We start from the raw sequence: 26,085 nt of genomic DNA on the forward strand, positions 1-26,085 counted from the left end.
AGAAGCCTTGCCTCTAAACCTTTCACTTCTGCCTTTTGCCTCCTGTCTTCTGCCTAGCGACCAGCAGTCAACTTTTTAGCCTTCAGCCTTCAGCCTTCAGCCCTTTAATAGTCGTAGGGTCTTTGAGGTTCTGAAATGGGTTTCAGCGTTTTAGCTGCGATCGTCAACTGACGTTTGCCAGCAAGTTCGGCTGTGATCATCTGCCCCTCAACTTCGAGCCACATATCAGGTTTGTAGGCTTCGCGCCCCTGAGCATCAGAACCTTGAGGCAGCTTTACGGGCAAGCTGATGGGGTAAGCGTCTGCGGCACAGCAGGTCAGCACAAACCGCGACAGCAAGAAATAATCAGCAGGCAGATCTTTGGGGTAAACAACAAACCCCTGCACTTTTGCCTTTTGCCCTGTATAAGCATCGGGTTCAGGATAGACTGCCAGCGTCCGTACCCAATCCACTAGGGTTTTGTCGGCAGTGTTAGTGCTCACACGAAATGCCTGCGGTTTCACACGAGTAAGGGTGATGTTGTCGTTCACGCCCCGATCGATCGCTGTTTGGCTGGCAAAGGCACGCGGCGAAATCAGCAAGCCCAGAATTGCAGTGCCCAATAACAGTGCCGTACTCCAGCCCGGTGGGAACAACGTCAGGTGCTGTCCTGTCGCGCTACCCCGCACCGGTCGGCGCGCTTGCTTCACTAAAAGAACTGCTTTGATGCCGCTAACCAACAGCAAAACGACCCCAGCCACGACTGTTAGCCCCATATAGTTGGGATGAATCAGCAGATTCAGCTTGCCAGTAAACCAGTATTTGAGGAAGAGAATCCCCCAGGCAGCGATCGCCACCACATCGAGCCAGGGCAGCAAGGTTTGAAAGGATGGGGAGGAGCGAGCGGAGCGGGAAGGCATAGGGAAAGGGGATGAGAGAGCAGGGAGCGAGGGGCTTTTGAGTTAACTTGGGTTTTCGCCTTTCAAGGTTTAGCTGCTGACTTCTGGATTAGCTCACATACAGGTTCACAAGCAGCGTAAACAAAAAGGTCAATAGAGCCGCCAGAGCAAACAGGTAGAAAACAGCCCTCGCTTTGAAAATCGACAGCATCAAGCCCACGCTCTTGAGGTCGATCATGGGTCCAAAGACGAGGAAGGCTAGAAGCGAACCGCTGGTAAAAGTGGAGGCAAACGAGAGGGCGAAAAACGAATCGACGGTCGAGCAAATAGAGACAACGGCTGCCAAAAGCATCATGGCAAGAATCGAGGTGACGGGGCTTTGACCCAGGTTGAGGATGATATCGCGAGGCACAAAGACCTGAACGATAGCCGCGATCGCGCTCCCCAAAACCAAAACACCGCCTAGTTCTCGTAGCTCCTGCACTGTATTTTCCAACAGCAGCAACAGCTTGTGGGATAGGGGTTTGTCGGCTGTATTGGCTCCCAACATTCTCGCCTGTAGCTCTGCTGTGTCAAGCCGCAACGGCTGCGCTGACTGCCCCAAAAAATACGTCCCTGACTGCAACAGTGGTGCTGTTGAGACTTGCGGCTCATTCCATGTTGCGCCTCTCCGTTCCAGTTCTTCCCCTCTCCCCTCTCCCTTCGCTCTTTTTCCAGGCATTGCCCGTGCCACCGCAGGCTGCAACAAGGGGCGCAAATCTGCCTGAGCACTAAAGACCCAACCAATAATGGTCGCGATCGCCAGCGAAAAGCCAATGCGCATAAAGACAATCTCTGGCTGGTCACGAAAAGCTGTCCACGTTGCCCAGAAGACGATCGGGTTAATCGTCGGTGCTGCTAAAAGAAAGCCGATTGCCACGGGAGACGGCGCACCTTGCATTAGTAACCGTCGTGCAACCGGCACATTGCCACATTCGCACACGGGAAACAGAAAACCAACGCAGCTACCCGCTAAGGCTCCTAAGAAGGGATTTTTGGGCATCCAGCTTACCAGTTTGCGCTCATCAACAAAGAAAAGCAGCAAGCCTGAAAACAAGACCCCCAGGAGCAAAAAGGGAACGGCTTCTACCAGCAGACTCAGAAAGAGCGTAAACGCGCTGTTTAGTTGAGTTACATTCATTCGTTTCGCGTTTGCAGTGCGATCGCACAATTCAGGTCATTCTACAGGAAGGTCTATCTTACTAGAACGCCCAAAACCTGAAGGCTGCAATCTACAGAGTTGGGCGGTAAGAAGGCTCCGTCTCAGGCTGCTTTAGAGCAATCTCAGGCTGCTTCAGAGCCAGCTTCAAATCGAGACGATTGACCGTTCGATCAAGATTCGTACCGACCAGACACGCATCAGCACAGTTTACTCCATCCAGATTTGCATTCTCTAACTCAGCACATAGCAGGTTTGCCCCACACAGGCTAGCTCCAGCTAGATTCGCGCCCTTGAGATCAGCTTCCTCAAGGTTAGCTTCATTCAATAGGGCTCCTTGTAAATCAACCTGACTGAGGTTGGCACCATGCAAATTTGCACCGCTCAGGTTTGCACCACGCAAATCAGCTCCCCGCAAATCGACGCCTTGCAAGTTGACACCCATCAAGTTAGCACCGCTGAGAAATGCCCCCGCGAACGAGGCTCGGCTCACGCTCGCCCGCATCAGGTTTGCACCTCGCAGATTGCTGCCGCGTAGATCAGCTTCAGTTAAATTTGCCTGCATCAGGTTAGCTCCGACAAGGCTCGCTCTCACATTGGCAGCAACTAGCTGACAACCAACCATATTTGCACCATCCAACGATGCCCCAGCCAAATTGGCTCGGCTGAGATCGGTACCAATGAGCCGTGCCCCTGCCAGGTTTACACCTTGAAGGTTCTGCCCAGACAAATCTTCGTCTTCCAGGTCAGCACCCGAAAGCTGTTTTACCTTACCAGAGCGAATTGCGTCAATGTTCATTGAGGAGGGGGAGGGAGTGAAGTATAGAGAGTGTGGAGCAGGGAGAGAAGCGGAAGCAGGAGAAAAGCGGAGGCTGAAAGAGCAGTTTTGAGCGTTAAGTTACTTCTGCCTTTCGCTTTTTAGCGTTTACCTTCAACTTCACTAACTGCCTTAAATAAATCATCACCATAGTGAGAGTCGATCAGCCAAAGCCCAGCAGAAATTTTCGGTACGCTGACTGATAGGTCTAACCCCTGTTGAAAACCGTTAACCAGTAATGCCAGGGCATCGACCAGTTTAGGATCCCAACGATCGCCCTGCTGCTGTTGGCAGTCAGTCAGCGCTTTCGTCATACATTCATCTTGGCTCAAGGGTGTATGGGTATCGGTGATGGCGGTGCGAAGTTTTACCAGGCGCTGCTGAAACTCTGCTGCCAGTCCGAGGATTCTCGACTCCAGTGGAATTTCGTCTCCAGCCAGCCCAGCGGGTTGACCAGAACCGTTCCAGCATTCAGTCAAGTGTGTGATGATTGTGGCGATCGCCCGCAGTTGAGGCATCGTCCGCAGAACCTGTGCTCCAGGCACTAAGGGGCAGCTTGGCGCAGTGCTGAGGGCACCGTCATCCCCGTAGCGCCCAAAACTGCCGGGACTCAAAACTGTTTCTGTCGCTTGCAAGGGTGCAAGGCGGTGCAGTAAGCCTGCTAGCTTGAGACGATGCAGTTGCCAAACGGGTAAATCCAACAGTTGCCCGATCGCTTCTGCCAGTGATGCCACCTCAGCAGCAGCCGTAGAATTTGTGGCATCTGCTTGATCGGTCAACTGCGCCATCCGGAGAAATGCCTGCACTTCGTTGGAGACCAGATTGTTGTCCAGAGGGTCACGCTGGAGCCGTTGCGCATCGTAAGCGTTGATTTGTGCGCTGAGTGCGGTTTGACCTTCTTGCAAGTAGTCCACCACACGTACAACGATGGGACCCAGATCATCTCGTTTCTCGGTCTGTGCTGCTGCAATGGCTTCCATTTGCGCGGTTAGTTTGGCAGCGAGAGCCGCATCGTAGCGCTGGATGTGGGCGATCGACAGTTCGATCGTCTCCTGTACTAGATTGCTCTCAAACGTCCAGAAACCGTAGAATTTGCGTTCCAAATCCTGTGTGGGTTGTCCTTGTGCACCATAATCAGCGTCTGACAACTCCTGGCACAACACCATAGCTGCATAAGTTGGAGCAAAAATAATCAAATGCCACTCTTGTGACACTGGATCGTCTGGATCAAGACTGACCAGCTCCACGTTCGCCTTTTGGCTAGTGGGATGCTCGGCAAAGCCCCCTTCCGGCGCTGCCATGATCACAATCTGCTGCGATCGCTCTGCCAAATCGGCGTAGCGATCGGCTTCTTGCAAATACCACTTACCACGCTGAAAAGCAGTCACAACCAATGGCTGACTGCTGCTGGTTAGAATGCAGTCTTCGAGGGCATGACAGAGCGCTACTAGCGTATTTTTGTAGTAAACGCCAAAGTTAAGTGGCTGTTTGCCAGGGTGACCAGCCTGATGATTAGTGCCTAACTCTTGGAGAATTGAACCTTCTAGCATTGCAAGTGAGACGGTTGGGATAGTAACAAGGTGGATGTAAACTCAGCGACGGAATGGTGGTATGCCCTGAAGCAGAACTTAACGTGATCTAACTCAAGAGGACCTAGAAAGCGCTAGCGGTTTGGCAGGCGAGATCGGAGCCGTCAGGGCTGTTTCTAACTCGGCTCGCCCCAACCGCTGTTCCAGAATTGCCATGACCTCACGCCCAAAGTCATTGGGATTCTGCTGCCACGCCTGGAGACAAACTTCACCAAACAAAGAGCCAAGTGGTTCTGGGTTCCAAAGCAGCTTTCTGACTGTCCAGGGGGTAATGTTCATCGGATCATAGCCTGGCTTCAAAATATTCTGGGCGAAGGCATAGGTTTCTAGATGGGTGTGAGGCTGTAAGCCGATAAAGAAAATGGCTGGCTCAACTTTGTCAGCACCGAAGATGCGCTCTAGCTCTCGGTGATAAGCGATCGTCTGCCGAATGGTCTCTGGGCGCTCATCAATCACGTTAAAGGAATAGTTGACCGAGACCACATCGTTGAAACCAGCCGCTTTCAAATCGCGGCAGTTTTCCAGCACTGTTCTCAGGTTATAGCCCATCCGCATTTTGCGAACAAGTTCCTGCGATCCGCTAGTAATGCCAATTTCAAAGTAGTTCATGCCCGTCTTCACCATCAAGTCGCACAAGGCGGGCGTAAGATTATCTGCCCGAATATACGCTGCCCAGTGAATGTCTGACATTCCGGCATCCAGCACCTTTTGCAACAGTTCAGCCACATCATCAATATACTTGCGGGCTGGAATTAACTGAGCATCGGTAAACCAGAAGTTACGCATTCCGCGATCGTACAGTTGGCGCATTTCGGCAACCACTTCCTCTGCTGGGTTGATGCGTACCTGCTTGCCCTCAATAACGGTGTAAATGCAGTAGCAGCAGTTGTGTGGGCACCCACGTTTTGTTTGCACACCGACATAAAAGTCTTGTGCCTGTAAGTAGTAGTCAAACTCTGACCAGATTGTTTCGATGTAGCTATAGTCGCAGGCAGTTTTCTCAATTGGTGTGGGTACTTCATGGATCATGCGATCGCGGGCTGTTGTTTCACCAACGACGTAGCATCGTTCGTCCAGAAAATCTTTGCTGCGCAGCAGTTTCTCTAACAGTGCTTCGCCTTCACCTACAGACACGATCGTGCCTTTGGGCAAGCTACGTCCAAGCTGCTCATAAAACACACTGACCGCACCACCACCCACCACCGCTCGCACAGCCGGATTATATCTTCTTGCCCGTTTCATGCCGCGCTTGATCAAGCCCAGGTTACGCCAGAGTTCGCCATAGTAACCCTGTGCGACCCGTAATAACCCGATCGCACCGCGCAGCTTCACTAAAAGATTGCGTGCATAGTAAAACTCGAACGTGTGCTGAAGTGGGTTGCCGCCTCGTCCGCCTACCGGAGCGTAGATCTGAATGTCGCGCCAGGAGAAAACCAGCAGGCTAGGTTTAAATTCATCAATACAGGTGTCAAGCGCCGAAGCATAATCCAGCGGTGGCACTGTTCCCAGGTCAAAAAGACGCTGCTCAACGGCTGGAAATTGCTTATGAACATGATCGGCAAGATAGATGACGCCGATCGGAAAAATCGGGTTGCAGGGGAGACGAACGTAGAGAATCCGGTTATCCATGAGCAAGCGAGTTCTTAACGTAAAAGCGATCGGTCTAACTGGGTGGAAGCACCTTGAAGAACCATTGTGCAAACATCTGTGTTGGGAAAGGAGAGCATTCGCTACGAAGCTATCCTCCAGACAACCGTTTGCAGATATTTAACGGCTTGCTAAATGCTTGGGAACCCGTGTGAGATGAATTATGAAAAAGATTTTCATATAACTTTACGATACCACTGACTTTCTTTTGCTGCATGGACATTTTCAAAGCAAGGCACAGAAAAACCAGCTGCCTTTGTACCTGTAGCGCGATCGCTTTGTCTTTGCTCCAGAACTAGAAAATCTTCTCGCAAATGCGATTAGATGGTTGTCTGAGCCCATCAGGCTTGCTTAAATCTGCCCATCGTGATCGCCAATCTGTATCTTTTGGTAGATATCTTCGTCAGCTAGCTTATTGGTAATCGTCTTTACAGCGAAGGGGATCACAGAATGGTACGTTCAACAGAGTCCCTCTAGTTTCGGTATGGGTCTTTTTTATGGCTCAAATCTTCGATCCATTACCATCGCATAGCGATAACCCAATTCTTTGCTGCTATGTGAATGCCACGAGCCATATTCAGATTGCTCGCATCAGCAATGTTACTAACTGGTATTTTGAGCGGGTTGTGTTTCCAGGGCAGCGGTTGGTGTTTGAAGCAATTCCAGCCGCTCAGCTGGAAATTCATACCGGCATGATGGCAAGCGCAATCCTGTCTGATACCATTCCGTGCGATCGCCTTTGCATTCAAGAAGAGGTGAGTACGCCTCATTTAACTGAACAAGACCTAGAACGGTTGAATGAAGGTGACGACATAGAAGTTGTCAAGACAGAACCAGCTGCTGCGACACCTTAAGCTGTAAGCCCAAGGCACACGCTGTTCGCCAAACAACTCTTTTAGAATCGCTGCTGCATTGCGACTCAGTTCTGTGTGCGTAGGTCTTGCTTCGCCATCTTTCTCTAAGTAGCTGGGCGTAATGATTGATAAGACGCCTTTCGACTTCGCGTTCGACTGAGCACTTATGCCGAAGTCTCAAGCTCTCAGTCCTGTATGTCGGCGGGTTGAGAGCAGTTGAAACCCGGTCTCTGATGCGTAATTTAGCCTTCCTACTTAAAGCTGCAAACGACTCTCAAAGCCCTGGTTTCTACAGGGTCAGCAAGGGTACTGAAGCAATGGTAGGACGGACATTTAGGCTGCTCATTACGAGTAAGCCTTCATCCGTTGCAGAACCCGTCACAGGGAACCGAGAAGTCCCATCTGCTTGAGTGCGTCCCGTAGGTGCGCGGCTTCTGGCGCTTGCTGTTGTTCGTAGAGCGCGATCGCCTGTTGAAATGCCTCCAGGCTGGCTACTACATTGCCCGCTTTAAGTAGCGCCACGCCCAGGTTTTGGTGCGCTGCGGCGTAGCTAGGCTGGAGTTGAATGGCGCGCTGATACTGTACGATCGCCTCCTGTAGCTGCCCCATTGCTTTGAGCGTCAAGCCCAGGTTGTAATAACCAACGGCACCAGTTGGGTCGATCGCGATCGTAGTTTCATAGAGCGCTTTTGCTTTCTCCAGATCGCCCTGATCTTTCAGGACGTTGCCCCAGTTGTTGTAAGCGCCTAACTGCAAGCGTGGGTGTAATGGTTGAGCGATTGCTGCTTCGTAGTGCCATGCTGCCTGGTCTAACTGTTGCTGCTGACCGTAGAAACTTCCCAGGTGATAATGCAATTCGTATAGCACTGCCGCTTCAGTCGCAGTCTCCAAACCCTTTTGCAGTAGGGCTAACCCGCGTACCCGATCGCCCAGATCAATGTAGAGTGCCCCTAGCTTACTGCAAATGTACGCATCGTCAGGATGAGCAGTATGGTAGCGCTCCATGATAGTGCGGGCACGCTCGACCTTGTGACGCTGATCGATCGACGCTGCCTGGTAACCTGTGTGCCGAATGGCAACGTCTGGTAAGGCGACGACTCGCCAGTGCGGTTCTTGTTGCAGCAATCGAGTCACGCTGTCGTCAATCAATTCGTGATACGAACGGGTAAAGGCAATTGCCGGGTGCCTACGAAACACACGAGAAAGCTGTGAATCGGGATGATGGGTGCCGACTTCTTCTCGCAGAAGGGCAATGGCGATCGCATCGTCCAATTGCATGGCTTGTTGTAGTGCTGGCACGCTCTCTGGCACCAGCACCTCATCGGCATCAAGCACCAGAATCCAGTCGCCTTGGGCATACTTAAGCGACTCGTTACGGGCAGCCGCAAAGTCATTACACCAGGTAAAGGGGTACACGCTTGCTTTGCAGTCTTTGGCGATCGCAATAGTGCGATCGCGGGAGCCAGTATCCACGACGATCATCTCATCAACCACGCCTCGTACACTGTCTAGACAACGGCGTAACGTTGCTTCTTCATCGCGCACAATCATGCAAAGGCTTAAACGCATTGCCTAGACACCTTGCTTACTGCGCTTTCATTCTCCGCTTAAACAGCTCTATTTACTCTACTTTTCAGATCTGGGCTGCAAAGACAAGCGATGCTTCAAAAATCCTTTTCTTTGACTGTGCCATCTTCGAGATTAACGACACGATCGGCAAAGTCAACGATCCGTGGATCATGCGTCACCATCAGCACTGTGCGGTTTTGCTCTTTTGCCAACCGATGCAGCAGTTCGATCACCGCATAGCCGTTATGAGAATCCAAGGCGGCTGTTGGCTCGTCTGCCATAATCAGCTTTGGTTCGCCGCCTAGCGCCCGCGCGATTGCCACCCGTTGTTTTTGCCCACCTGATAAGTCACGGGGCAATTGGTTGGCTTTTTCTGCGAGTCCCACTTGCTCTAGCAATACGTGTGCCTGCTCCGTAGCGGCGTGTTTACGAATGCCTTTGATGTGCAAAGCAACTTCTACATTTTCGAGCGCAGTAAGGGCTGGAAACAGGTTAAAGCCTTGAAAGATAAAGCCAATATTTTGTAAACGAAACTGCGCTAGTTTCGATCGCGATAAACCTGTAATCTCTTCTCCTAACAGATGAACGCTGCCCTCAGTCGGAGTCATTATGCCTGCCAAAATGGAGAGCAATGTCGTCTTTCCTGAGCCAGAGGGACCCATCAAAAGCTGCATTTCGCCATGCCTCAACTCCAAATCAACCTGCTTAAGGGCTTGATAGCGTTCGGCACCAGATTGAAAGGTCATGCCAATGTTTTTAGCAGTGATTGCTAATGCAGTACGAGGCAAAAAGGTAGGCGCAGCAGCGGCGGTCGGGGGTGAATATGCCGCTACAGGTGTCTGGTATGCAATCATTTAGCTGATGAACTTCATGTACGTAGTGTTAGACGGTAGGAAGCGCTAAAAAGTTCAACCTGGTGCAAGAACAATTCTTTTGGCGTCCTAATATATGGCATTAACGCAACCGCCCAAAGGATGGTTTAGCTCGATCGTGGCGCTGCTAACTGTATTACTTGCTTTCGGTTGACAATCTAGCTTTGGCTCTTAATCTCACTTCAACTTCGATCTGGCTTTTAACAGAAAACATATCCAAAACAAGACAGGCAGCAGTTACCTGGGTTAAGTCAGGCAGGAGTAGCCTATGCGATCGTGCCCTACTGATGAAACTTAGTAAGTAGGACGCAGCGCGATTCAAACGACTAAAGTTTCAATGTCACCCTTCTTTAAAGGTTGTCTGAGCTACGCTCCATTCTTCATGCTGCTTATGAAGTGTCTCTATAAGAGCAGCACGAGATCTAGAAAAAAACTTAGCGAATGGCTGAACTTTGATCTAACACTTCAGGAACGCTTCTGCCTTTCCAAAATGTCAGGGGCGTTGTGGGAAGCAGCCGACGTGCAACATAACTTTCAATGCTGCAGAACGCAAGCTGTAAGAAAACGATTCTGACTTTTAAGACATCCTCTGCAACTGATCTACCTACACGAAAAGCGGCAAAACAAAGCAAAAAAATAATACTAAAACTGCAAAAAAAATATTGTTAGGTTTAAGTGATTTAAGGCTATATTTTCTATAGCGCCAGATTACTGGTTTAATCATGCTTCAATGCCTTGGAGTTCTCAGGATAGAGAGATGACTGATACTGCAACGACTCCACTTACTGGAAAAGCCCTACTTCAAAAAGTAAAAGAACTTTCACACTTGCCGCGCCGAGAAACAGCAAAGCGCTGCGGGTACTATACGGTAACGAAAAACAACCAGACCCGCGTTAACCTAACTGATTTCTACGACGCTGTACTTGGCGCTAGAGGTATTCCGTTGAGTCCTGAAGGCTCTAAGGATGGTCGCGGTCGCGAGCCAACGTATCGAGTGAGTGTTCACAAAAACGGTCAGATTGTCATTGGTGCTGCTTATACTCAAGCAATGGGGTTAAAGCCCGGAGATGAGTTTGAGATTAAGCTTGGCTACAAGCACATTCATCTAATTCAGCTCGATGCTGGCAAGGGTGAAAGTAATGGTTTTCATGACGAAGCCTAATAGAACTTCAGAGGCTTCTCTGAATGATGAATTAGTGCATGGAGTAGTATTATCTGCTCCTGTTCTTAAAACTTAACCACGAAAACTGTGCAGCTTCACTACTGTGTTGCCTGATCGCTTCTCTAAGCAAGAACTCTAGTCGATAACATCTTTGTCTGTTATCCGTTGGAGTTCTTGCTAGGATTTATTTTTCTTTAATAGCGTAGGACTGTATTTTTGTTCCTGAAAGTTTTTGGCACTTCTTTTACTGGAGCTAGATGAGAGCCAAACTAGAGCCAAATTAACCTGGATTAGAACGAACGGGTGCAGCGTGATCGCCTGGAACAAGTGAAATGTCTTTGCTTGGAAAATGCTGAAAAACTATGATTGTGCCTGTTGGTAGCAAGTTTTGAGTCCAATGTTTGAACAATTTCAACCAGTAGATGCCTTGCTAGATGTGATCGCAGCAAGTTCGGCGGTGGTTAAAATCATCGCTTTTTTTGTAGCTTGGCTTTTGCTTTGGTTGCCGATTGCAATCCCCTTAGCAATTAGCCTGAAATGGCATCCTCCCAAGCCACTGGCGATCGCTCAAAAAATTCCGCTGGTTCTATCGCTTTACTTGCTGGCACCACTCGTTCTATGGGGCTTTGCGAAGCTTGAAGGGCGTACCTTTGCCGCATATGGTCTTGTACTGGCGCGATCGACCTTCAGCTCATTACTACTAGGACTAGGATTAGGCATTCTGGGTATTGCACTTTTATTTAGCCTTGAACGTTGGGCTGGGTGGATCGAAATCGAGCAGTCAAACCAACGCCAATTTGTTGCCGCTCTTTTACCTACCCTTGCGCTGGGGCTGCTAATCAGTCTGATTGAAGAATTAATCTTTCGCGGCTTCCTGCTTAACCAGCTACAGCCTGAATATGCTGCCTGGGTTGCGGCAGCTAGCTCTAGCCTCATTTTTGCGTTGCTTCACTTAGTTTGGGAAGGTACGGAGATTGCACCTCAGTTACCTGGGCTTTGGCTCATGGGAGTGGTCTTAGTCATTGCACGTTGGGCAGATGGTGGCAGCCTAGGACTAGCCTGTGGGCTTCATGCAGGTTGGGTCTGGGGTATGGCAAGCCTTGATACGGCTCAACTCATTCGCTACACTGATCGCGGCTCTGAATGGTTAACCGGAATAAAAAAGCAGCCTCTTGCGGGTGGCATGGGGCTGCTTCTACTCTGTGGTACAGGGGGCTTGCTCTTGAGCTTTGTGAGCTAATCAGCTAGCAATAAGCGGAGATGTCTTCGCCGCACTCGTCAGCTAAATAAGAGAGCGCCCGAAAGCGCAAGCCCACTAGTTGATCGTAAAGAGGGTTGAGTTTGCAAAGTGGTGGGATATGAGCGATCGTACGACCAAAGAAATTAATGTCACGCTCAAACGGGCACTGTGGCGGAATCAGCTTACAGAGAAGACGTGCAATTTTTGGATCTTGCACCTCCATTTTATCCAACCAATCGCGCACGGGATTCAGCAACGTTGGCTGCGGTTTTAGGTCAACGTAAGCCTGCATCGGTCGTTCGCCACTAGACACAAGCATTGCCCCTGCTGGTGCGGCTTCTGACTCACTTTCTGGCTCACTTAAGGTTGTGCGAAGGACTTCTAACACCTCTGTGTTTAATCCAAGTGCTTGGCAGTACTGAAAGAGCATTTCGTCTTCGCAAGATGAGTAGGCACCGTCAGCAATGGCTACCATAACAGCCATTCTCATGAAGTTTTCGGCTAAAGCAGAGTCGTGCCCAAGCGCTTCTGCAAGCTCGGCGGGTGAAATAGGCTCTAATGCCTTTGAGGTGTCGGCGGCATTGAGTTCCTGGTTGACAAGTGAAGTAATCAGATGTTGCTCCTGTGGGTCGAAATGTCCATCAGCCCAAGCGATTGTTAAAAGCCCACGTAGCCAGACAGATACCTGCTGGCTGGTATAGGAAGATTGAAGTCTGCTAGTCATTCTCGTCACGTCAATTGCGACTAGATTTCGACTCGATTCTAGCTCGTTCTCTATTAGGAGTGGTTGTAGCCTAGGTAACTAAATGCTAGAAAGACTAACGCTTGATCCTGGAGCAGCTCTCAAGGCTATGGCAGTGCAACTCCTGCCCAAGATCTGTTTATAGGCTAGCCTTCTACTCCTCCCGCTTTGCCCGATCGCCATGAGAGGGGCAGGGTGGTGCCGAAATCGATCGATCCAGCCATGCAACCGCTTGCTGGAGCCGCGGCAACGCTTCATCGGGTTGGTTTTTAAGCAAGAAGACGATCGCGGCAGCGGCTTGCTCATTAGCACGGACTTTGCGGTTTGACTTGAGGCGATGCCAGTCTCGTTCGGCGATTGCAAGTTTTTCTAGCAATGCTTGAGCCAGTTCGGCAGCGCTAAATGCGCTCAAGTTACCTCGGTCAGCACTAGTGACCTGGGATGACGTAGCAGAAAGAGACGTATCGGGCATAGGGTTACGACGATCGTGGGCATAATCAAGGGTATCTCCACTCTACTACTGCTGTTATGTCGTTGCCCCCACCATCGCCTGATTCTGCCTCCAGCCCTGATAAGGATGTGCCGCTATCGGACGCACAAACGTTTGAGCAGGAGCTAGCTGCCATTGAGCGATCGCTGGCTGACCTCAAAGAGCGTTACACGCAGGTGCAACAGGACGAGCAAACGCAGGCACAGCTTCAAGAACACCAGAAGCAACTGAAGCAGCAGAACCAGCGATCGCCATCCCCAGCACTCAAAGCCGAGTTAACTCAACTGCAAACACAACTCGATGCACTGGAGGTAAAGCTTGAGAGCCGTCTGTTTTCTTGGGGCAGCTTGCGAGAACCCTTTTGGCAAATTGTACGTTTTGGTGGACTAGGTCTTGTTATCGGTTGGTCGATCGCCCTTGCCGTTTTGCAAAGCCCCAACCCATCACCGCAACCGCCACTCCCTGCACCCCAGTCATCGCAACGAGAGCCGGGTGGTTAAGCCACACTTGCAAACGCCTTGAAACTTTGTGTTGATAGACGTTCTTAGTGTTTGAGCATGAGACAGCAAATAGTCTGCCGTTGTAACGCTTCTCCATAGCCTTACTTTCCTGCTTAAAGGAAATGGTTCAGCAAGCGGCTTGACGTTGTGACTAATAATCTGTACCACTCACAGCTTTTCTCACCATTGAGCTATGACTTTTGTCAGAGGAATTGTTCTCTTGTGAGCGTTAACTTTAACCTTGTGCTTATGGATATGGCTTGGCTTAAGAGCATAGGTTTTTAGAAGAATAAACCACTTCTTGCTCAATTCCTATTGGAGCTGATGCGATACGAAATTGCTAACGGTTTACCAAGGCAAATCGCAGCTTCTAAGTCAAATCAAAACACATCACAGCAGCAATGTTTGAGAATGAACTATTGGAGTAATGGCATGAAAAATTTGATTTCTAGGGCAATCGCTCACATCAGTACTTTGTTAGAAGGACTACAGGTAAAGCAGTTTTTTGCTGCTGGTTTAGTCGGGTTTCTACTACTGACAACCAACGTTGATATAGGAAAGAACGACCAGCCGTTACCTGCAAAGCTGCGCGAGAGTATTCAGCAAAATGACGCCGATCGACCCAAGACAACCGGACAGTGGAACCGCGAAGCTAAGAAAGTAGAAGGCAATCCTGGTGAGCGCGTGAAGCGCATTGGTAAAGAGTCAGCCGAAGCCTTCAAAGAATTTGGGTCAGGTTATACAAAAGGCGCTGAGAAAACCGCTGACCAAGTTGGAGATGCTGCCAGTCGTGCAGCCACAGATCTTACTAATTAAGATCGCAGGTAGAAGTTACTACTAACGATTTAGACCCCCGGCTTTTTAAGAGGCTGGGGGTCTTGTGTTTGCAATGTTCTAGTACGTGAACTTAGTTTGCGATGCCAAAGACGCTACCGATCGCCCGCATCATATTTTGTGGCTGCATGGCATCCACAGCCGCAGTAGGCTCGTAGCCGCAATGAACCATACAGTCAGCACATTCAGGATTACCACTCGATCGCCCGTATTTGCTCCAATCAGTGTGATCGATTAGCTCTTGGAAGGTCTCATAATGCCCTTCGTTCAAAAGATAGCAGGGCTTTTGCCAGCCAAGCACACTGTAACTAGGGCTGCCCCAAGGCGTGCATTCATAGTCTTTTTCGCCCGTGAGGAAGTCTAAAAACAGAGGATTGTGGTTAAAGTTCCAGTTCTTTTTGCCTGCTTTGAGGGGCGCTAGAATTTCGCGGAAGAGCGCTTTAGTCTGTTCGCGCTTGAGGAAATGCTCTTGATCAGGTGCCCAGTCGTAGCTATAGCCAGGAGAAATCATCATGCCATCAGTGCCAAGCGTGGCAATGAAATCGAAGAAGTCCTGCATTTCTTTCGGATCGGTGCCTTCAAAAACCGTGGTATTGGTTGTGACGCGGAATCCCTTAGCTTTGGCAGCTTTGATAGCTTTGACCGCGATGTCAAAAATGCCTTTGCGATCAACACACTTGTCATGATGCTCACGCAACCCATCTAAATGCACGCTGAAGGTGAGATACGGCGAGGGTGTAAATTTGCTCAGGCTTTTTTCGAGCAAAATGCCATTTGTGCAAAGGTAAATGTATTTCTTGCGTTCCACCAAGCCACGCACGATCTCATCAATTTGCGGATGGAGCAATGGTTCGCCACCAGGAATCGAGACAACGGGTGCACCGCACTCCTCAACTGCTGCAAAACATTGGGCAGGGGTTAAGTTCTGCACCAAAATATCGGTTGGATGCTGAATTTTGCCGCAGCCAGGGCACGCTAGATTGCAGCGAAACAATGGTTCCAGCATAAGCACTAGCGGATAACGTTTGCGACCCGTCAAGCGCTGGGTGACAACGTACTTACCAACTTCGATCGCCTGCTGTAGAAGAACCGCCATACATTTTTCACTCCTCAAAACGGGAACACGGATGAAAGAGAAAAAGAGAAGTATAAAGTCTAAAAGATAAAAAAATTAGCTTTCAGCCTTTAGCTTTTCTCTAGTCTTTCTTGACGTAACTATTTTTTACGAACCACTCTATGCTATCGCGCAGAGCTGTAGATAGGGGGGTTTGGGGTAGCCCAAGTTCGCGAACGGCTTTGGCGGCATTGTAATACATGGGCTGCTGTGCCATGCGCACTCCATCCAGCGGCACGGAAGGGGTTTTGCCGAGGGGCGCGAGAAGCTGCTCATCAATCCAGGCAACGGTGAGGGGAATCCAGGCAGGAATAGCGTTTTGGGGTGCGGGTTGTCCGGTAAGCGCAGCAAGCTGATCGAGTAACTCCTTGAGAGTAAGGTTTTGATTGCCAAGGATATAGCGATCGCCCGTTTTGCCTTTCTGCAACGCTAACAAATGTCCCCATGCCACATCTTGTACATGGATAAAGTTCAGCCCTGTATCAACATAGGCAGGCATCTGACGACGCAGAAAGCGCAAGATAATGTCGCCTGTGGGTGTCGGTTTAATATCCCAGGGACCGATCGGACTGCTAGGGTTAACGATGACAATATCTTGTCCTGCTTGAACAGCTTTTACCGCCTCTTGCTCTGCCAGGTACTTAGATTTTTTGTAGTGCCCAACCAATTTCTCGATAGGGCTTTGATAGGTTTCATCCACGGCATTGCCAGACGCACCTACGCCGATCGCCGCAACCGAACTTGTATATACGGTGCGTTCCACGCCCGCCTTCTGGGCTGCTGCCAAAATATTTCGCGTACCCACCACATTGTTCTGGTAGAGTGCATCGCGATCAGCCTGCCACAGCGAGTAATGCGCTGCGACATGAAACATAAACTGACAGCCATTGATGCGCTGCCACAGGTCAGGATCATTCAGGTCACTTTTGACGATTTCTACATCCAATCCTTGCAGGTTGTCTAAGCGACTACCCGATCGAGCCAGCGCTTTCACCGCATATCCTTCTTGTAGCAATAAGCGCACTAAATTTGCGCCAATAAACCCCGTTCCACCTGTGACAAATGCTTGCATTAAGTCGTTCTTGTAATTGTGGTGGTATGACTCATGGGAATTTCTTTAATTCTCACGCTTTCCCTTGAGCCGAAGCTTCAGGTCATCGAGTAGCGCGTAGACCACGGGCACGACGATCAGACTTAGAAGGGTAGAGGTAATCAGTCCGCCGATGATGGCGATCGCCATCGGTGCGCGTAATTCGGCTCCCGCTCCTAAACCAAGGGCGATCGGCAGCATCCCTAGAATGGTTGCAGCGGTCGTCATAAGAATGGGACGCAGGCGAACAGGCGCGGCTGTAAGGATGGCTTCAGAGCGGGAGAGCCCGCTACGACGAAGCTGGTTAGTATAGTCCACCAGTAGAATGGCGCTTTTATTCACCAAACCCAGCAGAAAGATAATACCGATGATGGAAATCATGCCAAAATCGCTGCGGGTCAAGAGGGCAGCTAGCAAGGCACCTACGATCGACAGCGGTAGGGAGAAGATGATAGCAAGGGGATCAGTCCAACTGCGGAACAGCAGCACCAAGACTGCCAGTACGCAAATCACAGCTAGCCCCAGCGTGAAGCCAAAACTGCCGAAGATTTCGCCCAACCTGGCTGAATCACCGCCTAAATTGAGTGATATGGACGGTGGTTTAACTTCGTTGGCGATCGCCACAGCGCGATCGGTGGCATCACCCAACGCAATATTCTCTCCCAGATTGGCGCTGACGTAAGCTACTCGACGGGCATTGCGCCGCTCAATTTCAACAATCCTATCTGCGGTATTGGCAGCACCAGTGGTTGTCACATCAGCAAAGCCAGGAAGTTTTTCAAGCCGCTCTTTAATGGTCTTAGCAGTCTGGCTGAGAACCAGCGGATCATCACCGATTAGTCCCACTTGCAGCGGTTTGTCACCACCCGTATCGACAAATTGAATATCCTCGATGCTGGTCGTGACGTTCTTAAGCACAGGCAACTGCTGCCGGAACTGATCTTGCAGCGCTGTAGTTGAAACCGTATGCCCTTCTCGCAGCTTGACGTAAAGCGTGCCTTTATTGGGCTGCTGCCGAGTGCCAACTGTTGTAAACACACTTTCGACTTCAGGGGACTGAAGCACAATAGCTTCTAGCTTTTTCGCTGTTTCCAGAGAGTCCTGAAGTGGATTGATAGGGGGGGCTTTCTGTGCCGCTGCTAATAGGGCTGGGTCTACGCCAGGGGGTAACGTGGTTGGCTTCACACCAGCCGCTTGAGCCTGTGCCGCTTGAGCCAATGCAGCTTGATTAAGCGCGATCGCAGGTAAAGGAGCTGTGTAGGTAATGTTGAACTCGCCCCGATCGAGCTTAGGAATGAACCCTTTGGGGATGATGGGAATAAGTGCCAAACCAGCAACAAAGCTCAACAGAGCAATGCCGATGACAATGGCTCGATGCCTCAACGACCATTGCAACAGCTTGCGGTAGGCGTTGACAAACCCTGACAAACCCTGCTCCGATGGTTTTTGGGGTCGTGGTCGTAACCAGTAGACTGCCAACAGTGGCGAGAGGGTGCGGGCAACCAGCAGCGAAATCAGCACTGCCGCTGAGACGGTAACGCCAAAGGGTTGAAAGAATTGCCCGACTACGCCCCGCATAAAGGCGACGGGTAGGAAGACTGCCGCGATCGTCAGGGTAGCAGCTGCCACCGTCAAGCCAATTTCATCCGTAGCTTCGATCGCCGCTTGCCGGGGTGATTTGCCACCTTCATCCAGGTGACGGGCAATGTTTTCAACATCGACGATCGCGTCATCCACAATGATCCCGACAACAAGTGCCAGCGCTAGCAAGGTGATCGTCTCCAGGTTGAAGCCAAAGAGCGCCATCACAATGAAGGTGCCAAAGAGCGAAGTCGGAATCGCCAGTGCCGAAATCAACGTGGCTTTCCAATCCCACAAAAAGGGAAAGATGACAATAACGGAGAGGATGATCGCCAGCCCCAGCGCCTCGACGGTCGAATCAGTTGCCTCGCGAATATACTCTGCCTGGGTCGCAGCTAGATTGACCTGCACCTCTGGTAGCTGCGATCGCAACTGGACAACAGCATTGTCCACTGCTTTAACCACATCCAGCGTATTCGCATCGCCACGCTTCACCACTTCAAGCGCTAGCGCGTCGCGACCACCAAAGCGCACCGCCGATGAACCTGCATTCAATACGGCTTGTTCTGCCACATTTGGTTTAGCAGTGGGTGTAGTGACTGTGGCTCCAGCCGGAACGCCCAGCAAGTTGACCTTCAAGACACCCGGCACCTGAGCAATCGTGGGGAGAATACGCTCCTGTGCCAGTGTGGTCAACTGCGCCAAGGTTTGTTTGGGATTTTCGATCGCGTAACTGACAACGGCTGACTCATTCAGGTTGACCGGAGTAATCTTGTAAGTGCTGTTGTCGGGTAATTTGAGTTTTTTTAGCTCCGTCTCAACCCGCGTCACCGATTCGTCGAGATCGGTGCCCACCGCAAAGGAAAGGCTGACAATTGATCGTCCTGGGTAGGTAGACGATCGCACGGAATTTAATCCCTGTGCTTCGAGGGGCTGTAGTGTCTCCTCAATTGGTTGCGTAAGTCGGGCTTCGGTCTCCTGAGCTGTAGGGATGCTAGCTGTTGCATTGACCACTACTACCGGAAAGGTAACGTCTGGAAACAAGGCGTACTTGAGGGAGCTAAAAGCCAGCAACCCTGCTACACAGACGGCAATCCAGAAGCCTAGCGTCAGCCAGGGATACTGAATTGCTAGCCTAGAAATATTAAAACGCTCTCGCAAAGACATGGCAGGACGATCCACCCCTCAACTTACAGGTACTTCAGTTGCTACTAGTCATCCTACCGTTTTAGGCTACCGATTACAGCGCCTAGGCGACTGCTGGTTTTGTCAAGGATGCAGCAAGCGATTAGAAAATTTAAAGACCTCCCCTAAATCAATATTCTCATTGTGATCGGTCATTAAAAATGACTTTAGGACGGGGTTTGCTCCTGATGTGCGGAAGGTGCCCGTTCCCAAATTGAGAAACCCTAATGCTACTTTAACCAGACCAGGCAGTGCGGCTTGCAGCGTCGTGTTACTTAAGCCAGTACGTTGGGCAAGAGCCTGAAGTAACTGCTGCTGACGCTCTGGTGTAAGAAATGCTGGCAGCGAGGCAGCACCGTAATGGGATGTGCTGACTGTCTGACTAACTAGCGCATCGCTAGCCACACTACCGATCACAGCAGACTGCCGAAAGACTGTTTGCAAGAAACCGCCTACTACCGAGAGCAGCGTTTGGAGCATGGCATCATCAAATCCGTGGCTGCTGCCTAGCTGTTGCGCCTCACTTACAATGATATTCAGTTGTTCGACGCTGCCTTGCTGGTTAGGATGATTAATGGCGCTAAGGATGTCGAAAAAAAGTCCCATAACTGTATACCTTGCTGACGCTAGATAAAGCGATGACCGATGGCGTTGAAACGATCAAGCGTAAGCTGGCAGAGCGCTAACGTTTCTATCCCATTGTCTCAGCGATCGCCCACAAACCCCCTACGCACCAGGAACCCAGGTTGGTGTCGATCGCGCCAGCATAAGAAAGCGTCCATCTAGCGCCATATAGCCTAGTTCAGCAATGTATTCCAGGTTGCTAATGGGCACTGAGACATGCTGATCCTGATCCCAGTCATTACAAAAATACTGTTGCACGCTTTGAGGGAAAGCATTGCCTGTACCAGTGGCGGCATACACTCGTAGCACCATCTGCTGCCCACCCTGTTGCTTCAGCGCGTCTTTCTCGCCTTGGTCTGCTTCCCAATACACGTATAAAGCTTGGTCAGCGCGAGGAATAAGCATAAGCTGACTTTGGCTCGTTGGCTGAGAGCTGTCGGCAATCGTTCGCTCGGTAAGAGCGCTTGCTGCGAAGACTGGTTCTGGTGTTTCCGAGAGATTGAGTGTTTCCAAGGCGATAGTTTCTAGCGATCGATGCCACACCATCCCATCCATCGCTTCACCCTTTGCTATCGTGTCAGCGGTCAACGAGGCAGCATCCTCAGACTCGTCATACCAGGCGCTTGCTTGTGCTATCTCACCTGTTTGCAAGGCAGTGCTAGTAGCATAAGGTTCCTGCACAAGCTGGTTGTCGTCAGCAGTAGCATACAATCCACTGCGATCGACAGCAATGACCGGAGACGCAGCACCCTCTGTTGAGAGTGTTCCATCTGCCAACACTACACTGTCACTTGGTATCTCGTCGCTTGCGGCATCCGGCGCGATCGCCTTTTGTGCCACAGGGCAAGCAGGTACGTGTACAGGCTCCGATCGAGCAACCTGGAGCCAGCGTCCCTCAGCCGCAATGTAGCCAAGCTCGGCAAGATACGTTCGATCGTCCGTCCGAATCGGGAGATGTCGATCTTGTGCCTGAGCCTCACACTCAAACTCCTGAAGACTTTCTGGCGGTTGTCGCCTAATGTCAATGCCCGTTACGTCGTAGAGCCGTATGACTAACTTCTGGGCACCTTGCTGCTGTAGCGACGCTTGTGCCTCAGCAGGGATTTCCCAGTAGGCATACGCATTCTTGCAGTCGCGAGGCACCAGAATTATACGACTGCTGCTTAGTGGTTGAATAGCTCCGAGCAGTGGCGCAGCAACATCAGCAATGGGTACGATCGACGCTTCCGTTAGTGGCTCCCCGGTCGGCATAGGGTTAACTGTAGGAGGAATAAAGCCCTCTTCAATGTCTTCCTCCAGCTCTGGTTCTGCTAGCTCAGACTCAGCATCACGATTTTTCAGTACCCACCAAACAAAGCTGCCTAAGAGTGGTAGCGCCAGTAACCAGAGCCACGACTTTGTTGGTTCGTCAGTGTCTCCGTTCACACTGGGGGCTTGTGCTACCGTTGACGGCACGGGCACATCCGATGACACCGGCTGAGGACTCGGAATCGTTTCTTGCGGGCTAGGGGATGTAACGTCCGGGTTCGTGGCGCTTGCTGTTGCTTCTTTCCGCGCCGTTTCAATCGTTTGACGACTCACAGGTGCAGCGGCGTAACCCAAGAACGCTTGCGCTGGGAGATTTGGCTGCGGTCCTTTATAAACGTAAATCAACGGTTGGGAAAAGGGATATTTGGGGTTGCTCGGCAGCGTGTTGTTAATCGGGACGATTCGTACATTGCTGTAGTCTTTCAGTTGGTCAGCGATCGCGTAGCCAATACCACTTACTTTAAGTGCCTCTACTACCTGGCTAGTACTATCTTGTCCAAGCTGTTGGGCAGTTTTCCCTGTAGCAAAGGGTGCCTGCTTAAAAACTGGATAGTTGCGAAAGGCTTGGCGAGTGTCGCTGCTACCGGGGCGATCGATAAACCGAATGGGACCCGGTTCACCCCCTACTTGTGCCCAGTCTTTAATCTCACCTCGAAAGATTTTGGCGAACTGCTCAAACGTCAGCCCACCCTTAAACGGATTTTCGGCACCCACAATGATGGCGATTTTATGCCGTGAGACTGGCACCGCTACCAGCCCTTGCGCCTTTTCTTGCGGCATGAGCGTACGACCGATCGCCGCCAAGTCGGCATTGTTATCCATCAAGTCTTTGATCGCTGGACCTGTGCCCTGGGTGTTCAGTTCAACCTTCGTACCAACGAATCGTTGCTCAAAGCGTTGTTTCAGCGCCTGGTTGATCGTCCCCATACCGCTGGAACCACCAATGCGAATTGAGGTGCCTACCGGTACGTTTGTTGGCAGCGGAAAGGCGATCGTACTAGCCGTCTGAGCCAGGATAGGATTAACCATCAACGTGCCTGCTAGCGGTCTAGCAGCCGTTGCCTTGGACGCGATAATGCCACCAGCTACACTTGCAGCAAAAGACAGTGTAAATAGTATTGTCAGGGAGACGATTGAAGTCTCTTGCTTACGCAACCTCGTCATATCAATAACCCTGATCCCTTGGTACTAACCCTTAACAAGTAACACAACAATCATGCGGTGCCAATCCTACAGCGTTGGAGAATCATTGCATGGGGGGCAGAAGGGCAAGGCAGGCAGAAGGGGAGAGTCTTCAACTTGCTGTAGTATCAGGGCACAGCAATTTTGGCGGATGGTGCATGGGTCAGCGTATTGATCTGATTTTGGTGCCGCAAGGGGCAGAATATCAAGCCGTCTGTCGGGGCATTGGTCGGGCAGCAGCAGGAAGTGTTTTGCCCATCCCGATCGGGTCAGCGCCCTTGCGTCAGTACTTACACGATCAGCAGAAAGCGGGGCGCATTGTTGCTGGACAGCAACTTTTGGTGATGGGGTTATGTGGTGGGCTTATACCGCGCTACGCGATCGCCGACGTAGTGCTGTACCGAGAATGCGTTGATCGCACACATCCTGCCTTCGTGCTGCCCTGTGATACGGCTCTTACAGACTGGCTGCACACAAAACTGACAGCGCCAACATTGGTTAGAGCCTTGACGAGCGATCGCCTGGTTTCGTCTGCCCAAGAAAAACGCCAGTTAGCCCAAGACTATGCGGCTGATGTTGTTGATATGGAAGGCTTTGCTGCACTCGATAGCCTTTACCAACTGGGTGCAACGGTTGCCATGCTGCGTGTCGTTAGTGATAACGCACAGCATGATCTGCCTAATCTTGCTAACGCGATCGACCAGGATGGTGCCCTGCAACCGCTACCGTTAGCGTGGGGTATGGTGAAGCAGCCGATCGCGGCAGCCCGCTTAATGTACGGCTCTCTCAAAAGCTTGAACAGACTGCAACGTGCCACTACCGCGATCTTTGGAACAAACCCACGCTAGAAACAACTCTCTTGTATCAAGGCAAAATGAGCTGATCAGCCGCATCGAACTTGAAAAAGGGGTTCCAGGCAACTTCCCAAAGGTGCCCATCTGGATCAGCAAAATAACCGCTATAGCCGCCCCAAAAAACATCTTGCGCCGGTTTCACAACCCTTGCACCTAACTGTTTAACGAGCTGTAGCACTTCATCGACCTCTGCCCGACTTTTGCCGTTGTATGCTAGCGTGATCCCCGAAAAGCCTGTCCCCACGACATCAATCGTTATATCCTCTGCTAGCTTTGTTCTTGGATACAGCGCTAGCACCAGTCCACCAAGCTGAAAAAAGGCAATTTCTGCTTGACTAGCGCTAGAAGGTTTCCAGCCCAAGCCATCGCGGTAAAACTGGAGCGATCGCGACAGGTCATGCACTCCCAACGTTACAAGATTAAGTCTTGGATGCATATTTTCTCCCTTAAACAATTCATTTGTACCACAGGCGAACGGATGCTTCGCGCGTGCGAAAGCTGCTTGGCTAGAGCAGGTATAGACAGTGCCTTAGCCCCTCTGTATGAATCCCTTTAAGAAAGGTCACAAGATAGGCGCTAAACTTTGGAGAGTTCTTTTTTATGATTTATTGGCTCGATCGTTGGATGTGTCTTTTTGAGTCTGGACATCCGCTCGCCAACCTGCAACATGAACACAGCGACCAATATTCCGCTTTTGATTGGCATCAACCTTGTGCTGATTGCCATCAATGCCTTTTTTGCCGCCGCCGAGATTGCTCTTGTCTCAGCGAGTGATGTGAGGCTACAGCTCCTGGCTGATCAGGGTAGCCGTCGTGCCCGTCTGGTGCTAGCAACTACGGCAGACAGCACCCGCTTTTTAGCGACGATTCAACTGGTGATCACCCTTACGGGCTTCCTCAACGGTGCTTTCGCGGCTGAAAATTTGGCAACACCACTGACAAAGGTGCTGAGTCCATTTATCCCCGAAGCAACAGCCGAAAAAGTGTCGCTAGTAGGGGTGACGGTTGCGATCGCCCTTGTTAGTCTCATCTTTGGCGAACTGGTGCCTAAAAAGCTAGCAATCCGTCATGCTGAGTCCTTTGCGCTGGTTTGCATTCGTCCGCTGCGTCTGCTGCAAAAGCTAACCGCTCCTGTGGTTAAGCTGGTGAGCCTCACCACCAACTTGATTTTGGATCTGGCAGGCAACGCAGCGAACGAAGAAGAAGAAGCCATCAGCACAGAAGAAATTAAAGCGATGGTTGATGCTGGGCTTGCAGGTGGCTCAGTTGGCGAACAAGAACGACGCATCATTCATGGTGCTGTCGAACTCAGCCACATTACGGCACGGGCAATCATGGTGCCCCGAGTGCAGATTCAATACCTTAAAACCACTACATCCTTGCAAGATGCTTGCCAGATTGTGTCTGAAAATGCTCATACTCGCCTGCCCGTTTGCGAAGATGACCTGGACAATATCGTAGGCATCCTGCACGTTAAAGATCTCATTCGCCCCTTTCCCGTTAGCGCAGAAGACGCTCCGGGCATCCAAGAGTTGCTTCGCCCTGTCCACTACGTTCCTGAAACAAAGCTTGCAACCGATCTTCTGGCAGAGATGAAGCAAAATCGGCTACATCTGGTCGTTGTGCAGGATGAGTTTGGCGGTACAGCCGGATTAATAACACTAGAGGACGTTTTAGAAGAAATTGTTGGTGAAATTCGCGACGAATATGATGCAGAAGAAGAACGCGAATTTCGTCAGCTTAGTGAACATGAAGGCATCTTCAAAATTCGTGCTAGCATCGCGACCGTCAATAACGAGTTGAATCTTCAGTTGCCGCGCGATGAAGCGGCAACCCTAGCAGGCTTGTTTCTTGAAGAGTTGCAGCGTCCACCCGAAGCCAACGATAGTCTGCAAATTGACAACGTGCAGCTTACTGTGCTTGAAGATGGTCAGCGTGTGCGTGTCATTCTGGTGGAGATGCCAGAGATAGAGGGGGTGGATTAGGGGCAGGTAAAGGAAGGCAGAGGGCAGAAGGCAAAAGGTAGAAGGTAGAAGGCAAAAGGCAAGTATTAAAGTCTGAACGTAAAGACTCGATCGCGATTAAGGTGAACCGATGACAGGCTCCTTCGAGAAAACCAGCATTGGATGGCAGTTGCGGCTGATGCAGCAGCGGGTGAGTGAGTGGTTAGAGCGGCTGTTTGCGCCTGTCGATCGCGCCCGTTTGCCTAATGAAATTTTGCCAGAGTGGTTGCTGCGGTTGTTGTTTTGGGTGATTGCAGGGGCAATGCTGGGCTGGTTAGGTTGGCAGCTTTACACGTTCTTGCGTCCCTACCTTAGTGCCCTGGTGTTGTCACAACAGGGGCAGATTGTTCAACCTGATCGCACCGATCGCCCGTTGACGGTGGCAGAATGGCTCCGGCGATCGCGTACCTTTGCCCAGCAAGGTGACTACCGCGAAGCGAGCCGTGCCCTCTATATGGCTGCACTTCAACGCTTAAATGACACCGAACCCATTCCCCACGAAGCTAGTCGCACCGATGGCGAATACCTGCAAATTATCCAAACGCTACCCCGTTCCGTTCCTTACCAGGTGCTGATCCGCACCCACGAGCAACTTTGCTTTGACAACGCCGAGATCTCAGCCGATGAGTTCGATCGCTGCCAACGCGCTTATCAGGACATTGAAACCGCTTGACAAGAGTTTTGAGTTTTGAATTCATTGAGTTGAGCTTGCATCAGCCTCTTCTACTGCTTCTCCTCACACTTACCCTCTGT

General features: G+C 50.8%; 23 protein-coding genes. 8 read left to right on the forward strand and 15 right to left on the reverse strand.

Features of this window, described 5'->3' with window-relative positions:
• Positions 1-104 precede the first annotated feature (104 nt).
• From H6F86_RS00905 to H6F86_RS00925, 5 genes are all read right to left on the reverse strand, one after another.
• Positions 105-899, reverse strand: a complete 795-nt coding sequence (locus H6F86_RS00905; protein ID WP_190446248.1) for a TIGR03943 family protein — start codon at positions 897-899, stop codon at positions 105-107.
• An 88-nt stretch (positions 900-987) separates the two neighbouring features.
• Positions 988-2,058: a permease gene (locus H6F86_RS00910; protein ID WP_190446249.1), complete on the reverse strand. Its 1,071-nt coding sequence runs from the start codon at positions 2,056-2,058 to the stop codon at positions 988-990.
• A gap of 91 nt (positions 2,059-2,149) precedes the next feature.
• Complete coding sequence (locus H6F86_RS00915; RefSeq protein ID WP_190446250.1) at positions 2,150-2,875, reverse strand: pentapeptide repeat-containing protein; 726 nt, start codon at positions 2,873-2,875, stop codon at positions 2,150-2,152.
• A gap of 119 nt (positions 2,876-2,994) precedes the next feature.
• Entirely contained in the window at positions 2,995-4,443 is a 1,449-nt protein-coding gene (locus H6F86_RS00920) for a DICT sensory domain-containing protein (protein WP_190446251.1), read from the reverse strand.
• A 93-nt stretch (positions 4,444-4,536) separates the two neighbouring features.
• Positions 4,537-6,111, reverse strand: coding sequence for a photosystem II high light acclimation radical SAM protein (locus H6F86_RS00925; RefSeq protein WP_190446252.1), 1,575 nt, complete (start codon positions 6,109-6,111; stop codon positions 4,537-4,539).
• 515 nt (positions 6,112-6,626) lie between these two features.
• On the opposite strand from H6F86_RS00925, the gene H6F86_RS00930 reads away from it, so the two are divergent.
• Positions 6,627-6,983: a DUF1830 domain-containing protein gene (locus H6F86_RS00930; RefSeq protein ID WP_190446253.1), complete on the forward strand. Its 357-nt coding sequence runs from the start codon at positions 6,627-6,629 to the stop codon at positions 6,981-6,983.
• Between the two features lie 378 nt (positions 6,984-7,361).
• Here H6F86_RS00930 and H6F86_RS00935 read toward each other — a convergent pair whose 3' ends face one another.
• Positions 7,362-8,552, reverse strand: a complete 1,191-nt coding sequence (locus tag H6F86_RS00935) for a glycosyltransferase (RefSeq protein WP_190446254.1) — start codon at positions 8,550-8,552, stop codon at positions 7,362-7,364.
• A 95-nt stretch (positions 8,553-8,647) separates the two neighbouring features.
• The gene (locus H6F86_RS00940; RefSeq protein ID WP_190446255.1) at positions 8,648-9,406 is read right to left on the reverse strand and encodes an ATP-binding cassette domain-containing protein; all 759 of its coding nucleotides are present in this window, start codon (positions 9,404-9,406) and stop codon (positions 8,648-8,650) included.
• A gap of 775 nt (positions 9,407-10,181) precedes the next feature.
• On the opposite strand from H6F86_RS00940, the gene H6F86_RS00945 reads away from it, so the two are divergent.
• A complete protein-coding gene (locus H6F86_RS00945) occupies positions 10,182-10,586 on the forward strand; it encodes an AbrB family transcriptional regulator (protein WP_190446256.1) in 405 nt (134 codons plus the stop codon).
• A 397-nt stretch (positions 10,587-10,983) separates the two neighbouring features.
• On the forward strand, positions 10,984-11,826 hold the full coding sequence (locus tag H6F86_RS00950; RefSeq protein ID WP_190446257.1) for a CPBP family intramembrane glutamic endopeptidase: 843 nt from the start codon (positions 10,984-10,986) through the stop codon (positions 11,824-11,826).
• A 4-nt stretch (positions 11,827-11,830) separates the two neighbouring features.
• Here H6F86_RS00950 and H6F86_RS00955 read toward each other — a convergent pair whose 3' ends face one another.
• Complete coding sequence (locus H6F86_RS00955; RefSeq protein WP_347240060.1) at positions 11,831-12,559, reverse strand: Mo-dependent nitrogenase C-terminal domain-containing protein; 729 nt, start codon at positions 12,557-12,559, stop codon at positions 11,831-11,833.
• 163 nt (positions 12,560-12,722) lie between these two features.
• Complete coding sequence (locus H6F86_RS00960; RefSeq protein ID WP_190446259.1) at positions 12,723-13,040, reverse strand: DUF6439 family protein; 318 nt, start codon at positions 13,038-13,040, stop codon at positions 12,723-12,725.
• Positions 13,041-13,096: 56 nt separating this feature from the next.
• Here H6F86_RS00960 and H6F86_RS00965 point away from each other — a divergent pair, with 56 nt between their 5' ends.
• On the forward strand, positions 13,097-13,558 hold the full coding sequence (locus H6F86_RS00965) for a hypothetical protein (protein WP_199304928.1): 462 nt from the start codon (positions 13,097-13,099) through the stop codon (positions 13,556-13,558).
• Positions 13,559-13,990: 432 nt separating this feature from the next.
• Positions 13,991-14,374 (forward strand): hypothetical protein, encoded by a 384-nt coding sequence (locus H6F86_RS00970; protein ID WP_190446260.1) that lies wholly within the window; start codon positions 13,991-13,993, stop codon positions 14,372-14,374.
• A 91-nt stretch (positions 14,375-14,465) separates the two neighbouring features.
• Here H6F86_RS00970 and hpnH read toward each other — a convergent pair whose 3' ends face one another.
• From hpnH to H6F86_RS00995, 5 genes are all read right to left on the reverse strand, one after another.
• On the reverse strand, positions 14,466-15,488 hold the full coding sequence (gene hpnH, locus H6F86_RS00975; protein WP_190446261.1) for an adenosyl-hopene transferase HpnH: 1,023 nt from the start codon (positions 15,486-15,488) through the stop codon (positions 14,466-14,468).
• A 100-nt stretch (positions 15,489-15,588) separates the two neighbouring features.
• Complete coding sequence (gene hpnA / locus H6F86_RS00980; protein ID WP_190446262.1) at positions 15,589-16,578, reverse strand: hopanoid-associated sugar epimerase; 990 nt, start codon at positions 16,576-16,578, stop codon at positions 15,589-15,591.
• A gap of 45 nt (positions 16,579-16,623) precedes the next feature.
• Entirely contained in the window at positions 16,624-19,344 is a 2,721-nt protein-coding gene (locus H6F86_RS00985) for an efflux RND transporter permease subunit (protein ID WP_190446263.1), read from the reverse strand.
• Between the two features lie 102 nt (positions 19,345-19,446).
• Positions 19,447-19,968: a DUF937 domain-containing protein gene (locus H6F86_RS00990; RefSeq protein ID WP_190446264.1), complete on the reverse strand. Its 522-nt coding sequence runs from the start codon at positions 19,966-19,968 to the stop codon at positions 19,447-19,449.
• A gap of 120 nt (positions 19,969-20,088) precedes the next feature.
• Positions 20,089-22,458 (reverse strand): DUF4912 domain-containing protein, encoded by a 2,370-nt coding sequence (locus tag H6F86_RS00995; protein WP_190446265.1) that lies wholly within the window; start codon positions 22,456-22,458, stop codon positions 20,089-20,091.
• Positions 22,459-22,634: 176 nt separating this feature from the next.
• Between H6F86_RS00995 and H6F86_RS01000 the strand changes: the two genes are divergently transcribed.
• A complete protein-coding gene (locus tag H6F86_RS01000; RefSeq protein WP_190446266.1) occupies positions 22,635-23,324 on the forward strand; it encodes a phosphorylase in 690 nt (229 codons plus the stop codon).
• 16 nt (positions 23,325-23,340) lie between these two features.
• On the opposite strand, the gene H6F86_RS01005 is transcribed toward H6F86_RS01000, so the two are convergent.
• Positions 23,341-23,766 (reverse strand): VOC family protein, encoded by a 426-nt coding sequence (locus H6F86_RS01005; protein ID WP_190446267.1) that lies wholly within the window; start codon positions 23,764-23,766, stop codon positions 23,341-23,343.
• Between the two features lie 231 nt (positions 23,767-23,997).
• Here H6F86_RS01005 and H6F86_RS01010 point away from each other — a divergent pair, with 231 nt between their 5' ends.
• Positions 23,998-25,314: a hemolysin family protein gene (locus H6F86_RS01010; protein ID WP_190446268.1), complete on the forward strand. Its 1,317-nt coding sequence runs from the start codon at positions 23,998-24,000 to the stop codon at positions 25,312-25,314.
• A gap of 109 nt (positions 25,315-25,423) precedes the next feature.
• Complete coding sequence (locus H6F86_RS01015; protein ID WP_190446269.1) at positions 25,424-26,005, forward strand: DUF4129 domain-containing protein; 582 nt, start codon at positions 25,424-25,426, stop codon at positions 26,003-26,005.
• Positions 26,006-26,085: the final 80 nt, after the last annotated feature.

The sequence above is a fragment of the Phormidium sp. FACHB-592 genome, from assembly GCF_014695795.1.
Lineage (GTDB): Bacteria > Cyanobacteriota > Cyanobacteriia > Leptolyngbyales > Leptolyngbyaceae > Stenomitos.